This window comes from Rhizobium sp. NPDC092011 (assembly GCF_044756305.1).
Lineage (GTDB): Bacteria > Pseudomonadota > Alphaproteobacteria > Rhizobiales > Rhizobiaceae > Rhizobium.
Map to the genome: position 1 here is coordinate 25,261 of NZ_JBIVSO010000017.1, position 16,281 is coordinate 41,541.

The following is a 16,281-nucleotide window of genomic DNA, read 5'->3' on the forward strand; positions in this document are numbered from 1 at the left end:
CCGTCACAATGTCGGGGCGCGGAATGACGCTTCCGCATTTGACGACGCATTTTCTCCAACGACGACCTCGTCGCCGGCCTTCAGGTCTCCGGTTTCTATGGCGGTATAGGATTGGTCGCTAATACCGACCCTTACCGGCTTCAGGACCAACGCACCGTTCCGCAGCAGCCAGACGTGCGTCGCTTTCGCGTCCTTCGGGCGCTCTACGGCGGTCGTGGCTGCGCTGCCTCTTGGTTCAAAACGCAGCGCCTGATTAGGTACCCGAATTACATCCGTCTCGCGCGCTGTGACAATGTTCAGCGAGGCCGTCATTCCTGGTTTCAGGTCGAGATCCTTGTTGTCGACACCGACAACGGCATCGTAGGTCACGACATTCTGGATGGTCTGCGGCGATTGCCGTACTTGCGTGATTTTACCTTCAAATGTGCGGTCGGGAAAGGCATCGACACTGAAGGCCGCCGACTGGCCCGTGCTGATCGCTCCAATATCGCTTTCGCTGACATTGGTGTCCACCTGCATCCTGGTAAGATCGCTTGCAATCAGGAACAGGGTGGGGGTCTGAAAGCTTGCTGCCACAGTCTGGCCCTGGGTGACGTTGCGGGAAACGACGACACCGTCGACGGGCGAGCGAATGCTCGTGTAGTCGAGATTGATCTGTGCGGCCGACAGTTCGGCTTCGCGCTGGTCGATCGTCGCTTGGTCAAGGGCAACCTGCGCGGCAGCCTGATCGGCAAGATTTTTAGCGATCTCGACCGAATCTTGGGACACCGCCTGCGTCCCGATCAGCCGCTGGTTTCTTTGGTAGTTCAACTGGGCATAATTCAGATTGGCCCCATCTTTCGTAAGTTGGGCTTCGGCGACGGAAAGATTGGCAGAATCCTGATTGACGACGGTCTGATAGGGGCGCGGATCAATCGTGGCGCAGACCTCGCCGGCTTTGACGACCGTATTGTAGTCGCACCGGATATCGGTGATCGGACCGGAAACATAGCTGCCGACGATGATCGTCAGTTCCGGATTGACAGTGCCGGTCGCTGTCACCTGACGCATCACGTCACCCCTCGAAACGGCCACGGTTTCAAAGGATGGCGACGACGGCCTGTCGATACGCTGCCAGACAATTGCAACTGCTGATGTCGACAGGATTGCTGCAGTTGTCAACAGCCAAGGCCAACGCCGCAGCCGCTTGTTGACACTGGGCGCCGGTGCTGGCGCAGATACCTCCCGCAACAGCGGTGGTTTTTCGATTGGACTGTCCATGGCGCTACTCCTTCGCAGGCTTCAAACTTGGCACCGAGAAAGGCTGCAGGCATTGATCTTTCTCAAAGCGAATGGCTTAGACGAGGCGTCAATCGCGCGAGGAAACAGGACGATCTGAGTGCGGAGGCGCTGCGCGAGGTGACCACGGAGACTTGCGTGATGACACTGAAGGCTTCGCACCGGACACTGACGGCTGCGGCCAAGGCAAACGGGCGGCTGTCGAACCGTCGAGTGATCTCAGCAAAGCAGCAAAAGCAGACCTGCAGGTTGGCGCTTTCATCGTCGGTATCGATCAGAGGGGGACACCGAAACCCAGATGGTTTGGGACCTTGGGCAATTCGGCAAGACAATGCTCTCGCTTGGAATGTTTCATGATGGCCCACACGCTTGAGCGTGCCAAATAGTGTGCGTCGTTGCTTTGGCTTGATCCATGTCGATCACGTCTTCTCATTCGTTCCCCCTTGTCTGCGGATGTCCGGATCACCGTTCTACTCCTAGGCATGGCCACTGGCTGACCAACACTTCTGTCTGCGATGTCATCGCAGGCAGGCAACCTGAAGTGAGGCATGGCAAAGTAGCCATCCGAGTGCCTTGATAAGCCTCGAGTCTGCGGCCAGTTAATGAAATTCCCGGCGCGGGGTTGCTGAGTTTCCCGCGCCCGGGAGATCATCCGCGAGGAAATCGCACAGATCGCATCAGGTCTCCGCCGAGGCTCGTGGTGCGGCGCTCCGGCGGGTAGCATGAGGTCGTCAAAATCGCCCGGAATGCGTCGGGAGCATTGATGCCGGATGAGCCGAGCGGCGATAGCGAAGATTATGGAATGGCGTTCAAGGCATGCCCAGGCGCCTGCATGACGCATCCCCCCGGAAGCGGCGCGAGAGGACCATTTCCGTGCTGCCGCAGAAGTGCCTATCCATTCTATTTCAGTCATTGGATGACGTTGGGTTTGCACGAGGCCGCGCCCGCTTTGCCTGAGCAGCTTGGCCTCTTGATGTAGATCAAGGTCGAAGAGCGCCCGAGACCCTACCAATGGATCATGGATGCACAGCGGGCATTTGTCGTTCTCTGTGACTTCACAACGTCAGATCCGTGACAAGGAGAAGAACATGCGTGCAGCTTTGCTGGTCGCCGCAATAGCCGGCATTATCCTCGGCGCTTATGCCTACCAATCCGGTGGCGCCGACGAATCAAAAGACTCAAGCCAAAAATCGTCAAAGAATACGGGCAGTACTGCCGCCAAACCGAAGCTCGGTTACCCCGACCCCTACATCCCCCCGACAAAGGGTAATGGCTTTTGACGTCGGGTGACATCCGGAGGGTGAAATAGTGTCAAAACGCGAGCCAACTGTCGTGGTCAAACGCCGACGCCCCCGTGCGCCGCGATTGGCCGCGACCCCTTCGAAGACCTCGACAGCACCTCCAACAGATGGCGCCTTTTTGAATTTCAAAAACCCGTCAGGCCGCCGCGTGCTGCATCTGCCGCCAGTTCCATTGCGCGATGCGACGGCTCAATTCTCGCGGCAGAATGGCCGACCTCAGGCTTGCGAAGACGCCTGACCTCCCGTCAATCTTCAGATTGCCCACGTCCGGCTACGCAACCCGCACAACCACAGACCGATCTTCCAAGGCAACGGAGGAAGAATGCCGTCTGTGCTGCCCTCCGACCCCCGGGCACGCCGTCGCTGTTCGCCATTGAGTTTTCTCTCAACAATGATGCGGACGACGCTCACTGTGCAATTATCTCATCTGTCTCAGCGATACCGGTCGGACGGAAGATTCCGGATCAACACCGACGTAAATGCCGTCGGCCGCACGATTGCTGATCGATATCACAAATCGAATCCCAAGTTTGAGCCCTCCGCAATGGTCCGATCCCAGTGGTGGAGGTCGTCAGCGGAGGTCTACGCAACTTCACTTCTCCCTGTTGAGCGTCTCAGGAAGTGTGTTCCGGGCTGGCAATTCCCCCCCTGATGAGGTGCCAATCTGAGCAGAATTATATATGAGGCCATACTTAACCTGGGTTACACGCAGATCGCGGTACCAATTGACGAGATCGCCCCAAGGGTCATTAATTTTTGAAAGACCAGACACGAAAGCGACGACTGTTCCAATTTCGGTCTTACCGGTGACCACGAAATAGCCGCCTAAAGCGAAGATGCCCGCGTAACCCATCTGGGTCATCAGATTCATCATGAAATTCATCGTGAACTTGATCTTGTAGATGCTCATGTTGATCCGGAAGACATCTCCAATACGTGATGCCTGCTGCCCGTCGGTGTCAATTGCTTGCCCCATTTGGACGATCTCCTCGCTGACATTGCGCATGATGCCGATCTTTTTCCCGACACGGCGGTTGATCGCTGCCTGCATGATCGGGACGAAACCACTTTGTGGAAGAAATATCGTGACGACAATGATCGTTATAAGCGGCTGCAGATAGACGAGATAACCGCAGACAGCCGTCAATATGCCGATCTGCAACAATGGCTCCGAGATACTCGAGCCGACAAAGCCGCCGACGGGTTCCGCCTCTGCCAGGATGATCGAGAGTTGGATGCCTTCGCTGGCCATCATCGAGTCCCCGGTCGCCGGTGTCCGCGATGCCTCGAATACCTGCAAACGCAGCCATCGAACGGCCGCTTCTCCGATCCAGCTGCTATAGATATTGAGCACCAGTTTCACGGTTCCCTCGGTCAGAGCCAGGAGAATGTATATCAGCACCAGAATGGCGATCGTTTGATAGGAACCATCCTCTGTTGCTGCATTCACGATCCGTCGCTGTACCTCCAGCGGTATGGTTCCCGCCGTAAAGAGCACAATAGAGAGGATTGCAGTGGCCGCCTGATGCCACCCCGATGCTCGAAAAACGAAACCATATAGTGTTCGAGGAAGAATGATTTCCTTCGGGAGCGGGCGCGACACAGCTGCCTTTGGACCGCGAAATACTTTGAGGATGGTCATTGTGTTGCCGATTTCTCAAGTGGCGTCTGTCGCCCGGTGCCGGCAATCGGCTTTACCCACAAAATACCGATAATCGTCGCGATCATGACGATCAATATGATCAGCAATAACTTTTGCACCGATACTCTCCTGACGTGCCACACAAGTTGCCCTGCCTTTGGACGTTTTCACGTTTTTGCTATGCGCGCGTTGATTCGGGTCAAAGCCGAGCCACCATTTGTGTGGAAGGTGAAGGGTGGTAAATAACACCGCTCGCCGAAGTCATTCCGTTGCCGGAAAAGGCTGCTTGAAACGCAGATGGACGTGCCGTTTCCAGGCTTTTTCCTCAGACATCGAGCTTCGAAACGAGCTCAATCCGGATGGGTTTCGGCCATGAAAGCGATGGTACTTCAACAAATCGGGAAACCGCTCATATTTGTCGAACGTGATGATCCAAAGCCCGGCCCAGGCGAGCTGAGGATTAAGGTAGAGGCTTGCGCCGTCTGTCGAACTGATCTTCACGTTGTGGACGGCGATCTCAACGATCCAAAACTCCCGCTCGTGCCGGGTCATGAGATCGTGGGTATTGTCGATGCCGTGGGCTACGGCGTCGACAGCGCTAGACTTGGTGTCCGTGCTGGGGTTCCGTGGCTTGGTCACACATGCGGAACATGTTCCTTCTGCCAAACGAAGGCTGAAAACCTCTGTGACCGACCGCAATTCACGGGCTACACCCGTGACGGCGGTTTTGCGACACATGTCGTGGCGGACGCCGGCTTTGCATTCGATCTCGACGGCGCCGCCGATCCAGTGTCGCTCGCGCCTCTTCTTTGTGCCGGTTTGATTGGCTGGCGTTCTCTCAGGAAGGCCGGCGACGGCAAGAGTATCGGCCTTTTCGGTTTCGGTGCTGCTGCGCATATCCTGACGCAGATCTGCATCTGGCAGGGCCGCGACGTCTATGCGTTTACGCGCAGCGGCGATCGTGCAGCACAGCAGTTTGCGCTCGACCTTGGCGCGGTATGGGCCGGTTCGTCGGCGGAGAAAGCTCCGGTTCTGCTTGATGCAGCCATCATCTTTGCACCCGTGGGCGATCTGGTGCCAACAGCGCTCAAGGCGGTTCGTAAGGGTGGGGTAGTTGTGTGCGGCGGAATTCACATGAGTGATATACCGGCGATGCCCTATGCCGTTCTTTGGGGGGAACGCGAGCTTGTCTCGGTCGCCAATTTGACACGTGCTGACGCAGCTGAGTTTTTCCCGATTGCCCAGATGGCCGGCGTGCGAACCCACACCAAAGTCTATCCGCTCGCGAGGGCGAATGAGGCGCTCGCCGACCTCCGCGCCGGGCGTCTCGTCGGTGCAGCGGTCTTGGTGCCCGAGGCAAGCTAAACCGATATAAAAGCAGCCCTCGCCAATATTGCCGGCACCGTCATCGCGGTCGAAAATAGAAGCGTTTCACCAGCTCGAGCGTCGCCATGTAAAGTGCCGAGATTGCGATCAGACCTCCCATCAACGGCGCAGGGAGCGGCGCAAAATCGAACGTGCTCGCAGCCATCGGGATGTAAGGCAGGACGAGGGCGACGAGGGCAATGACTACCGTCGACCATAGGAGCAGAGGACCCGGTCTGTCTTTCCATGCCGTCATGGTCGTACGAACGATCAGCATGGTTGCAAGCTGTGTAATGAGCGACTCCACAAACCAGGCCGTGCGGAACTGGCTCGTTGATGCATGCACGACGACAAGCAGAAATCCGAACGTCGCGAAATCGAACAGCGAACTGACCGGACCAAAGAAGATCATGAAGCGTTGGATACTGCCGATGTCCCAACGCCTTGGGCGCTGCACCTGCCGTCGGTCGACCCGATCCGTGGCAATGGCCATGGCTGGAATGTCGGAAAGGAGGTTGTTAAGCAGGATCTGTTTGGCGAGCAGCGGCAGAAAGGGGAGGAATAGGGAGGCGATCGCCATGCTGATCATGTTGCCGAAGTTCGCGCTCGTTGCGATCGATATGTATTTCATGGTGTTGGCGAAGGTTCGCCGACCGTCGTCTACACCGCGAATCAGCACGTTGAGGTCCTGTTTCAACAGGACGAGATCCGCAGCCTCCCGTGCGACATCGACCGCGCCGTCGACAGAAATGCCGACATCGGCCTCATGAAGGGCTGGCGCATCATTGATGCCATCGCCCATATATCCGACGACATGGCCGGAACGCCGCAGCGCTTTGATAATGCGCTCTTTCTGGTTGGGATCGATCTCGACAAACAGATCTGTTTTTGGGGCACGGGCAAACAACGCATCACTGCTCATCGACACCAGCTCTGCGCCGGTCAAAACCTGTTTCGTTTTCAGCCCGATCGTGTCGGCCAGGTGTTTGACGATGTAGCGGTTGTCGCCGGATATGATCTTGATGCCGATGCCGCGATGTCTCAACCCCGCCAATGCGTTCTTGATACCGGCCTTCGGCGGATCAAGAAACAATAGAAAGCCCTCAAGGCAGAGCCCGCACTCGTCGTCCGCGTCATAAGATCCCTGGTCTTGGGCGAAGCGCCTGGTGGCGATTGCGATTACCCGAATGCCGTCCTCGCCCCATTTGCGATAACGCGCGTCGATGTCCGCACGCCACCGGTCATCAAGGGGCTCGACAGCTTTGCCTGTCCTGACAGAGGTACAGACGGATAGGATGCTGGCGACTGCGCCCTTGCAGACCATCATCGTACCCTGACCGATCTCACCAACGATGACCGACAACCGCTTGCGCATGAAATCGTATGGAATCTCGTCTTTCTTCACGAAGGCTTTTAGATCTGCGTTAGTGTCGTTGGCCAGTATGGCATCGTCGAGCGGGTTTTTGAGGCCGGCCTGCAACGATGCGTTCAAAACGGCGAGCAATCGGACCTGCTGGGAGTGCATGCCGCCTGGATCGACGCAATCGTCGAGTTTTATAATGCCTTCCGTCAGCGTGCCGGTCTTGTCGGTGCATAGAAGATTCATGCTGCCGAGATTTTCAATCGCGTCCAGCCGGCGAATGATAACGCCGCCGGCGGCCATGGCGTGCGCGCCGCGGGCGAGCGTCATGCTGATAATCGCCGGCAAAAGCTCTGGCGTGAGCCCGACGGCCAGCGCCAGAGAAAATAGCAACGAGTCGATCAACGGTCGATGCAGGAGCAGGTTGGCAACAAAGACAGTAATGACGATCATCAACATGATCCGTGTCATCAAGTAACCGAAGCGCCTTATGCCTCGCGAAAAATCCGTTTCGGGTACCTGTCTCGCGATTGCGCCGGCGATGCCCGCATATTCGGTGCGCGCGCCCGTATCGACAGCTATAACAGTTGCTGTGCCGCTGCGAACCGATGTGCCGGTAAAGACGCAATTGGTCCTGGCGCCGATCGGGGCGTCGGGAGGACAGACGCCCGCCATCTTGCCAACCGGGAAGGTCTCGCCCGTCAGAGCTGCCTCACTGACGTTCAAGTCACGTGATGAAAGGATCATGCCATCGGCCGGCACAAGACTGCCGGCAGCAAGCTTGACGATATCACCTGGGACGACGGTGCTTGCCGGGACAAGGGATTCTATGCCGCCCCTCACAACCGTCGCAGACAATGAAATACTTTTCTTCAGGGCCTCTAGCGCCTTGGTCGCTCCATATTCCTGAGAAAAGCCCAGTAGGCAACTCGCAAGGACGATGAGGCTTATGATGATCGCATCATGCATCTCCCCGACCAGCGAAGATACCGTCGCGGCAAAGATGAGAATGAGAACGAGAGGATTGAGAAATTGCCGCACCAGAATATGAAGCCCATTCGTGTGCGTTATCGCGACGACTGTGTTCGGACCGTAGCTTTTTAACCGCGAAATTGCCTCTTGAGGTGAAAGGCCTTTTGTCTGCGAGCCAAGATCGTGCAGCAGAACGTCCTCGCTCTTCGACCAATAGGGCGTGGTCGATGTCGAATTTTGGTTTGCGGAATCCCGACTTCTGAGAGGAGCGTTCATGTCAATTGATCCCTTGAGTATAGCTGATACTAGCCAGCTGACCTCAGTGCTTCATTGACACCAGTCAAAACTCGCGGCTCCGCGCGCTCGACATCTTCCTGTCGCGTTGTGTGCCGTTGTGAGTGGAACGCCGATTGGGTTGAAGCGGACGTCAATCCAACGACTTGCGAAACCGCATCACGCTCAGGGTCAGCATTCCAGCGCCAAGGACTGCCATTGCCGTGAAATCGAGCCATAGAACATCGAGGCCGGCTCCTTTGAGGAATACAGCGCGGATGACGACCAGGAAGTAGCGCAACGGGTTGATAATCGTCAGCCATTGCAAGACTTTCGGCATGGCCGAGATCGGAAATGCAAATCCCGAGAGAATGAACAGCGGATTGAGCAGGAAGAAATTCAACGCGAAGGCCTGCTGCTGCGTCCGGGAAAAAGCCGACAATAGGAGACCGAGGCCAAGCGCCGCTAACAGGAATAGACAGGCGCCCAGAAGCATGATCCAGGGACTTCCGACAAATGGCACGCGAAACCAGAGCACGCCGATTGTAGCCACGAGAAGGATGTCGCCAAGGCCAATGAGGAAAAATGGCAGGGTTTTGCCGAGGATGAATTCGAAGGGGCGAATGGGGCTGACCATGACCTGCTCGAGCGTTCCGACTTCGCGCTCACGCACGATCGCAAATGCTGTGAGGCTCATCACCTGCATCAATGTCAAGGTGCCGATGACGCCAGGAATGAAGAACCAGCGATCGTCCAGTCCCTCGTTGAACCAGGGGCGCTGCTGTAGCGCAATCGTCACGGTGCTGGGGGCTACGCCCGCATCGAGGCGCGTTGTCTCCCTGGCATTTTCGGCGTCGAATTGGGCAACGATCTGACTGACGTAGCCGGCCGCGATCAGCGCCGTGTTGGAGTTGGTGCCGTCAACCACGACTTCTAGGGCTGCGGAGCGACCATTGCTCAGGTCCTGTTCGAATCCGGCATGGATCAAAATCGCAACGGTTGCCTGATCAGTGTCGATATCGTGGGTGATCGTGCGTTCGTCGCCCGTGCGGTCGACGATATCAAAACGGCCCGCAGCCGCGAAATGGGAAATCAGGTTGCGGCTCGCCTGGCTTCGATCGAGATCGAGTACGGCGGTTGCCACATGATTGACGGTAAATGTCGCTGCATATCCATAGATGATCACCTGAAGGACCAGCGGGACGACCAGCCGGAAGATTGCCCAGCGATCGCGCTTGAGTTCGATGAACTCCTTCATCAGCATGACGTATAGGCGCTCGAACATGGCTAATCCAACCGTTTGCGGAAGGCTACCGCGGCCAGATAGCCAATCAATACCGCAAAGATGACCAGCCCGAGAAGCGGAGCCGCCAGATCCGTCACGGAGCTGCCCTTGAGAAATATGGAACGAAGGATGCTGACATAATATCGAGCATAAACGAGGAACGTCACGGCGCGGACGGGCGCGGGCATCTGGTCGATCGGGAAAGTGTAACCGGACAACATGGTGGTCGGCAGCATCGTAAGGATCAATGCAATCTGGCTGGCGCCCAGCTGGCTGCGAATGCGAACCGACAGCAGGTAGCCGATCCCAAGCACCACGACGGCAAACAGCGCGGTCGTCATCACCAAAGTCATGACGCTGCCCCTGAACGGCACCTGAAACCAGAAAATGGTGACGACAAGACAGAAGGCGGCGTCGATTAGCGCAATCAGAAAATAGGGAACGAGTTTACCGAGCATGACTTCGAACGCAGTGACAGGGGTAGAGATAAGTTGTTCCATCGTACCCCTTTCCCACTCGCGTGATATGGTGAGCGAGGTCAGCTGAGCGCCGACGGAGGCGAGGATGACGGCGACCACTCCGGGAATGATAAAATCACGACTTTCCAGACCCGCATTGAACCAGACACGCATTTGCAGATCGATCTGCCCAATAGCGTCGGGCTGCAGACCATGAGCTTGCGCCCATCGGCTTTCAAAATCGGCCAGGGCTTCGGCAATCACCCCTTTTGCATAGCCGGTCGCTATGTTGGTGGTATTGGAATCGGTGCCGTCGAATATCGTCTGGACGTCAGCCCGTCCGGTGGAGCTCATAGTCTTGGAAAATGTTACGGGAATAACCAGTGCGCTGATGCAGCCGCCGCGCCCGATGGCCTGTCGAATAGAGCGGTCGCTGTCGAGCGCGTGGACCGCTTCGAACCATCCGGATGCTACGAAACGACTGGTGAGATCGCGGCTCGTCTGGCTGTTTTCCTGATCGTAGACGCAAAGTGATACGTTCTTGATATCCAGGCTGACGCCGTAGCCGAGCAGTGCCATCTGCAACAGCGGCATCAACAACGCTATCGCAAGACTGCGTGGATCCCGGCAGACTTGCAGCGTCTCCTTGTAGGCTATGGCGAACAATCGGCGGCTGTTCATGGATGTGCGCCTTCGGAATGACCGCGAGAGACGAGCTGGACGAAAACGTCCTCCAGGCTCGGCGTGATGCGGCAGGGGGTGCCGGCGATGAAGCCGTCTTCTCCAAGCCATGAGGGAAGGTCTGCTGCGGCGGAACTATCGCTGAGCAAGACATGCAACTTGTCGCCAAAAATGGCTGCATCGATTACGCCTGGAGCCTGCCGCAGCTTGGTCAGGCCGGCTCCCAACATGTTGCAGGAGATCTCGAACAGCTCTCCGCCAAGTTCGTGCCGCCGCAATTGTCCTGGGCTTCCAACCGCAACCAGCTTCCCCGCGTTGATCAGCGCGATCCGGTTGCAATACTCGGCCTCGTCCATATAGTGGGTTGACACGAGGATGGTTACGCCGCTTCCGGCCAGATTGTGGATCATGTCCCAGAAATGACGCCGTGCTTCAGGCTCGACGCCTGACGTTGGCTCGTCGAGAAACAGGACTGGCGGGCGATGTAGAATGGCACAGCCGAGTGCCAAGCGCTGCTTCCAGCCGCCAGCCAATGTTTCGACGAGAGCGTCCTCACGCCCTTCCAGGCCAGCGGTCGCTATCGCCTGCGCCATTCGCGAGTTCATTTCCCGGCGGGGAACGTGATACATCCCCGCGAAGAAACGCAGATTTTCTCTGACAGTGAGATCAGAATAGAGAGAGAATTTCTGCGACATGTAACCTATATGCGCGCGCACCTCTTCAGGACAGCGTGCAACGTCATAACCCGCGACGAACGCAGATCCGCCGCTCGGCCGCAGCAAGCCGCAAAGCATGCGCAGCGTCGTCGATTTACCCGCGCCGTTCGGACCGATGAACCCGACGATTTCACCTTTGGTGATGGTAAGGCTAAGGTTGTCGACCGCCAGGAATGTACCGAACCGTTTGCTAAGTCCCTGCATCTGGACGGTTGCTGCCTTTGGTGCCGGACCAGGGTTATCCATCGTGCTGCTCCTTGCCCAGAAGTGCGACGAAGACATCCTCGATTGCTGGCTCGACTGGCGTGATGGCACTCACCGAGATAGCATGCGTAGCGAGCCGCTTGCGCAGTTCGGGCTCTCGCGTGCCTGCGTCGTCAACCCGGACATTGATCCTGTCTCCCATTAGGAGCAGCCCAAGAACGCCAGGGGCATCCATCAAGGCATTGCGGGCAGCGCGAGGATTGTCTGCCACTACGGCGAGCAGCGCGCCCGGCATCGCCTCCTTCAACTTTGTCGGCGTGTCGCAGTGATGGATTTCGCCGGCGTTGACAAGCGCCAAGCGGGAACAGCGCTCGGCCTCGTCCATGTATGCCGTGGAAAGGATGATGGTGACACCTTCTTCCCGCAAGCCGTAGAGAATCGCCCAGAAGTCCCGACGCGAGACTGGATCGACCCCAGTTGTGGGCTCGTCGAGAAGCAGCACCTTCGGTGTGTGTATGAGCGCGCATATGAGCCCGAGCTTCTGTTTCATGCCGCCGGAGAGCTGACCGGCAAGACGGCGTTCGAAGCCGCGAAGACCGGCCGCCTCCAGAAGTGCCCCCGTGCGCTCGCGGCGGATCGCTCGCGGGACGGCAAACAGCTCCCCGTAGAAGAAGATGTTTTCGGCAACTGTCAGATCCTCGTAGAGCCCGAAACGCTGGGGCATATAGCTGATCAGCGATTTCGCCAATTCCGGCGATGCAACAACGTCGACACCCTCGACAGTGACCGTGCCTGCATCCGGGCGCAGCACTCCAGCAAGCACGCGCATAATGGTGGTCTTGCCGGCACCGTCCGGCCCGACCAACCCGAATATCTCGCCACGAGCGATGTCGAGGTTGATGTCACGCGCGGCCGACAGCGAGCCAAAACGGCGAACGAGGCCCTGCACGTGGACAGCGGTATCGGTTGCCGCGGCGATCATTGGCCAGACGCCAGGAGAGGAATGGTCGCGTCGGCCGGCATGCCTGGCAGCAATTCATGTGTCGGGTTATCGATCTCGATGCGGATCCTGTAGACGAGCGTGATGCGCTCGGCGTGGGTTTCGACGGTTTTCGGCGTGAACTCGGCCTGCGGGGAGATGAAGCTAATTCGGCCCTTATAGATTTTGTCGGGATAGGTATCAGTGACGACATCTACCGCTTCGCCCAGCCGCACCTTGCCAATATCAGGACCGTTCACATAGGCGCGAAGCCAGATGTGGTCGAGGTCATCAAGCGTGAGGATGGCGACTCCCGGAGCGGCCAGTTGACCGAGTTCGGCTTCGCGGATGGCGACAACCCCGCTGAAGGGTGCGCGCAGCGTCGCATAGGCAAGCGTTGTTTCATCCAATTTGATCTTGGCTTCCGCGGTTGCGACGTTTTCTGTCGCGAGGCGAACATTGGCTTCAGCCACGCCGACCAGAGCTTGATCGTGCGCGAGAAGCGCCGACGATTGCTGCTGCGCGGTCAATGCGAGATCTCGTGTCTGCTGCGAGACGGCGTCGCTCTTTGCCAGCGTTTCCGCGCGAGCATAGTCGCGCTGTTTCTCGGCAAGATCGAAAGCGTCGCTGGCAACGCTGTGCTGAGCGGCCGAGAGATTGCTTTGACTGACACTGACCTGGGCAATCGCAACGTTGAGGTTGGTGCGGTCTATTGCCAGTTGTTGCTGATAAAGACGGTCGTCCACTCGCGCGAGCACCGTTCCGGTCTCGATATGCGCACCTTCATCGAAAGGAAGTTCGATGATCGGAGCCTGTACCTGGGTGAAGCTCAGGACGCTTTGATGTGCTTCGATGTTGCCGGAGATGGTAATGTGGTCAATCGCGAGGGAAGGGCCGAATAGGGCTTGCCGGAGCGGCTGCCAATACCAATAGGCAAAACCGGCCGCGGCAGCGACGATCGCGACGCCCACGGCCAACCGGCGGTTTCGACGATCCTTCGCGTTCGGCTCAACAGTTCGTCCCGAGACCACCTCGTTCTGCAAGGCGTCGGGAACCGGTGCGAACTTCATCGTTGGGATATTGCCCTGTCGCGTGAGCCTTTCCGCCTCGCTGGCGGCGGTCTCGACGGGTTTCTCTGCGGTGCTCTTGGTGGTTTCGTCAGTTTCGATAGGCATCAGCGTTCACCTCTGAGGCTTTGCTAAAGGTTCGATGGCCTGAGCACCTTGATCTTTGTCAACACGCGGACATCTGAACACGTTGGCGATCGGGAATAGGTTAAGTCTCAAACGTTCGGCTGGCCGCCCCGGCCGGAAGGTGCAAACGTTGGTATCGACCTTCCATCTTCTTGTTAGTGGGCAACAAGAACCGGCATCTCGAGATCGGACAGCAGCGATCGAGTGACGCCGCCAAGCGCAAATTCGCGAATTCGGGAATGCCCATAAGCACCGGCTACAAGCAGATCCGCATGAAGCGCTCTGGCTGCCGATTGGATAGCAACAGCCACCTCCCGGCCATTTGCACGGGCCACGACAACTTCGACATCCAGGCCGCTGTTGCGTAGAACCTCCGCATATCGGGCCCGGGCCTTCTCATTCATCGAGCCATCATCGGTGATCGATATCAAAATGACCTTCGATGCGCCTGCCAGGAATAACCTGGCACCAGTCAAAGCTGTCGACAGGGGCGCGCTTCCATCCCATGCGATTGCCACCGTGTCGACCCGGCCGCAGACATGTTTTGCGGGGAACAGGACGAGAGGGCGGCCGCTTTCGAACAGAAGCTTCTCAAGCAATGGCATCATGGTCTCGGACGCCTCGATAATTGACAGGTCATAAGCACGCGAGATTTCCGCCAGAGTCTCAAGAATTAGCGGCTCCGGCGCTTCGAATGTCTGAACGATGGTGCGAATGTCTGCCTTGCGGGCGTAGTCGCACACTGCTTCGCTCAATGCGACAGCGCTATCGCTGCTGAAGCGCTTCGCCTCCGAGTTCACTCGCTCGACGTCGTCAACCCACGGAGACGATTGAGCGGCAGGCGGCATCTCGATTTGAAGGAGGTTTGCGCTGAGATCAGCCTTTTGGTGGCGCGTAAAGTCAACTGCGTTTTGAACGACAGAGAACGAACTGGCATTGGGATAGGTGATCAACGGCAGATGGAATTGCGGTTTCATGTCAGTCTTTCTCCAGCAAACTGACCTAATGATCACGTGAGCGCCCTTCCGCCGCTTTGATGAAAGTCAAGATTGCTCGACCGGATAGGACCCTTCTATGCGCTCATGACCGATAAATGAGGGCTTCGATCGCCTAACGGCGACTGATATCGCGCCATTTTGATGCTGATCAATGAAAGGTCCGGCAACCGCGTCTTTGATGATTCCGCGTCTCACGAAGACGGTTTGGAAAAGGGCCTGGACGAAGTCGTCCTTCAAGGTCCTCGCAACGAAGAGGAGAAATGATATGGCCGATACCGCAAGAAAGCTTCCTGTGAACACGGAGAGGAAGACGGCGCCCGCCATGGAGCGCTGGGCGCCATTCGAGAGCCTGCGGTCGGAAATGGATCGCGTCTTCAATGATTTCACCTCAGGCTTCTTCGACCACACATTCGCGCGTTTCCCGAATACCTTCACGCGTGGCATCCCGGCTGCCGACTTCGTCGAGTCCGACAAGAGCTATGAGCTCACAGTTGAGCTTCCTGGGATCGATGCGAAGGAGCTGAATCTCACGCTCGCCAACGGCATCATGACGCTCAGAGGCGAAAAGCACGAACGCCAGGAAGAAAAGGAGAAAGAATACTATCTCAGCGAACGGCGCTATGGGTCGTTCCAGCGCAGTCTCCAACTTCCGAATGGTGTCGATGCAGACAATATCAACGCATCCTTCGAAAACGGCGTGTTGAAGGTCATTTTGCCGAAAACGGCCAATACTCACAAGAATGACCGGAAAATTGCAATCAAGGCGGCCTAGCCCAAAAGCGCTCAACACTTGTCGTCGCGGCTCGGCTCCAGGTTGCCAAGGGGACGGCGGCAGAAGAAGGGAGGGGCTTACCCCTCCCTTTGGCGTTAACCGACATGAAGATGATTTTCGACAATGGCGGCGCCAGGGACAGACCATGCCGCTTGCTCCGCTGCATGACGCTCGCTCCAGGCATGAACGTCGCCGTCAAGGACGACTTTGCCGTCGGCGACGCGAACTCTGATTCCATCCGCCTCGATCTCAGCGTTTCGCCGTAGCGCCCGCTCGATGCGTTCCTTTATATCTGATGTGCCGACACGCTGTCGGATGGTCAGGATATTCGTCACACCAACAACGCCGCCGAGCTTTTTGACGGCATCTTCGGCCGCCATGCGCTGGAAGTGCCAGCGCACTTCGCCGGAGAGTGTTACCCATCCGCGTTGGACCTTGACGTCAATGGCGCCGTCGGGCAACGCGGTGTCCCAGGAAATGATATCAAGTGCGCGAGCTGCGATCTCATCGTCGGCATGCCTTTTCTGCTCGGGCCAACGCACATTGATTTCCTCGGCAATCGCCCGGACGCCTTTCACCCGCCGGGTAGCAGCCTCCGCCGCCATTTTCTCGGCACAACTCTTCACATGGCCAGATAGCGTTACGATGCCATTCTCCACCGAAACGCCGATCCCGGCAGCGTCAATGCAGGGATCAAATTCCAGTTCGTCGAGGATATCCCGACGTATCATCAGATCACTCATGATTTCCTCCTTGAAGACAATTGATTGAGGGTGAGGCCTCGAACCAATCTTCAGCCTGCCT

At 57.4% G+C, this 16,281-nt stretch carries 14 protein-coding genes; 3 read left to right on the forward strand and 11 right to left on the reverse strand.

Going from position 1 to position 16,281, the window contains the following annotated elements; translation table 11 throughout:
* Nucleotides 1-3 precede the first annotated feature (3 nt).
* A complete protein-coding gene (locus ACIQJ2_RS33445) occupies nucleotides 4-1,260 on the reverse strand; it encodes an efflux RND transporter periplasmic adaptor subunit (protein WP_400676268.1) in 1,257 nt (418 codons plus the stop codon).
* A 1,106-nt stretch (nucleotides 1,261-2,366) separates the two neighbouring features.
* Here ACIQJ2_RS33445 and ACIQJ2_RS33450 point away from each other — a divergent pair.
* Nucleotides 2,367-2,558 carry a hypothetical protein gene (locus ACIQJ2_RS33450; protein WP_400676266.1) on the forward strand — a complete coding sequence of 64 codons (192 nt, stop codon included), beginning with the start codon at nucleotides 2,367-2,369 and terminating at the stop codon, nucleotides 2,556-2,558.
* Between the two features lie 613 nt (nucleotides 2,559-3,171).
* On the opposite strand, the gene ACIQJ2_RS33455 is transcribed toward ACIQJ2_RS33450, so the two are convergent.
* Nucleotides 3,172-4,221: an ABC transporter transmembrane domain-containing protein gene (locus tag ACIQJ2_RS33455; protein WP_400676264.1), complete on the reverse strand. Its 1,050-nt coding sequence runs from the start codon at nucleotides 4,219-4,221 to the stop codon at nucleotides 3,172-3,174.
* Nucleotides 4,218-4,340, reverse strand: coding sequence for a hypothetical protein (locus ACIQJ2_RS33460; protein ID WP_281436291.1), 123 nt, complete (start codon nucleotides 4,338-4,340; stop codon nucleotides 4,218-4,220). Before ACIQJ2_RS33460 ends, ACIQJ2_RS33455 begins: the two co-directional genes overlap by 4 nt.
* A gap of 253 nt (nucleotides 4,341-4,593) precedes the next feature.
* On the opposite strand from ACIQJ2_RS33460, the gene ACIQJ2_RS33465 reads away from it, so the two are divergent.
* Nucleotides 4,594-5,586, forward strand: a complete 993-nt coding sequence (locus tag ACIQJ2_RS33465; protein WP_400676262.1) for a zinc-dependent alcohol dehydrogenase family protein — start codon at nucleotides 4,594-4,596, stop codon at nucleotides 5,584-5,586.
* 40 nt (nucleotides 5,587-5,626) lie between these two features.
* On the opposite strand, the gene mgtA is transcribed toward ACIQJ2_RS33465, so the two are convergent.
* The 7 genes from mgtA to ACIQJ2_RS33500 all read right to left on the reverse strand — a co-directional run bounded on the left by mgtA (nucleotide 5,627) and on the right by ACIQJ2_RS33500 (nucleotide 14,684).
* The gene (gene mgtA / locus ACIQJ2_RS33470; protein WP_400676260.1) at nucleotides 5,627-8,194 is read right to left on the reverse strand and encodes a magnesium-translocating P-type ATPase; all 2,568 of its coding nucleotides are present in this window, start codon (nucleotides 8,192-8,194) and stop codon (nucleotides 5,627-5,629) included.
* A 151-nt stretch (nucleotides 8,195-8,345) separates the two neighbouring features.
* Complete coding sequence (locus tag ACIQJ2_RS33475; protein WP_400676258.1) at nucleotides 8,346-9,476, reverse strand: ABC transporter permease; 1,131 nt, start codon at nucleotides 9,474-9,476, stop codon at nucleotides 8,346-8,348.
* Between the two features lie 2 nt (nucleotides 9,477-9,478).
* Nucleotides 9,479-10,615 (reverse strand): ABC transporter permease, encoded by a 1,137-nt coding sequence (locus tag ACIQJ2_RS33480; protein WP_400676256.1) that lies wholly within the window; start codon nucleotides 10,613-10,615, stop codon nucleotides 9,479-9,481.
* Nucleotides 10,612-11,577 (reverse strand): ATP-binding cassette domain-containing protein, encoded by a 966-nt coding sequence (locus tag ACIQJ2_RS33485; protein WP_400676254.1) that lies wholly within the window; start codon nucleotides 11,575-11,577, stop codon nucleotides 10,612-10,614. The genes ACIQJ2_RS33480 and ACIQJ2_RS33485 overlap by 4 nt, the downstream gene beginning before the upstream one ends.
* On the reverse strand, nucleotides 11,570-12,517 hold the full coding sequence (locus ACIQJ2_RS33490; protein WP_400676252.1) for an ABC transporter ATP-binding protein: 948 nt from the start codon (nucleotides 12,515-12,517) through the stop codon (nucleotides 11,570-11,572). The genes ACIQJ2_RS33485 and ACIQJ2_RS33490 overlap by 8 nt, the downstream gene beginning before the upstream one ends.
* Nucleotides 12,514-13,689: an HlyD family secretion protein gene (locus tag ACIQJ2_RS33495; protein WP_400676250.1), complete on the reverse strand. Its 1,176-nt coding sequence runs from the start codon at nucleotides 13,687-13,689 to the stop codon at nucleotides 12,514-12,516. Before ACIQJ2_RS33495 ends, ACIQJ2_RS33490 begins: the two co-directional genes overlap by 4 nt.
* A gap of 173 nt (nucleotides 13,690-13,862) precedes the next feature.
* Nucleotides 13,863-14,684 (reverse strand): universal stress protein, encoded by an 822-nt coding sequence (locus ACIQJ2_RS33500; protein ID WP_400676248.1) that lies wholly within the window; start codon nucleotides 14,682-14,684, stop codon nucleotides 13,863-13,865.
* Nucleotides 14,685-14,970: 286 nt separating this feature from the next.
* Here ACIQJ2_RS33500 and ACIQJ2_RS33505 point away from each other — a divergent pair, with 286 nt between their 5' ends.
* On the forward strand, nucleotides 14,971-15,477 hold the full coding sequence (locus ACIQJ2_RS33505; protein WP_400676246.1) for an Hsp20/alpha crystallin family protein: 507 nt from the start codon (nucleotides 14,971-14,973) through the stop codon (nucleotides 15,475-15,477).
* 95 nt (nucleotides 15,478-15,572) lie between these two features.
* Here the strand turns inward: ACIQJ2_RS33505 and ACIQJ2_RS33510 are convergent, their stop codons facing one another.
* The gene (locus ACIQJ2_RS33510; protein WP_400676244.1) at nucleotides 15,573-16,220 is read right to left on the reverse strand and encodes a BON domain-containing protein; all 648 of its coding nucleotides are present in this window, start codon (nucleotides 16,218-16,220) and stop codon (nucleotides 15,573-15,575) included.
* Nucleotides 16,221-16,281 lie beyond the last annotated feature (61 nt).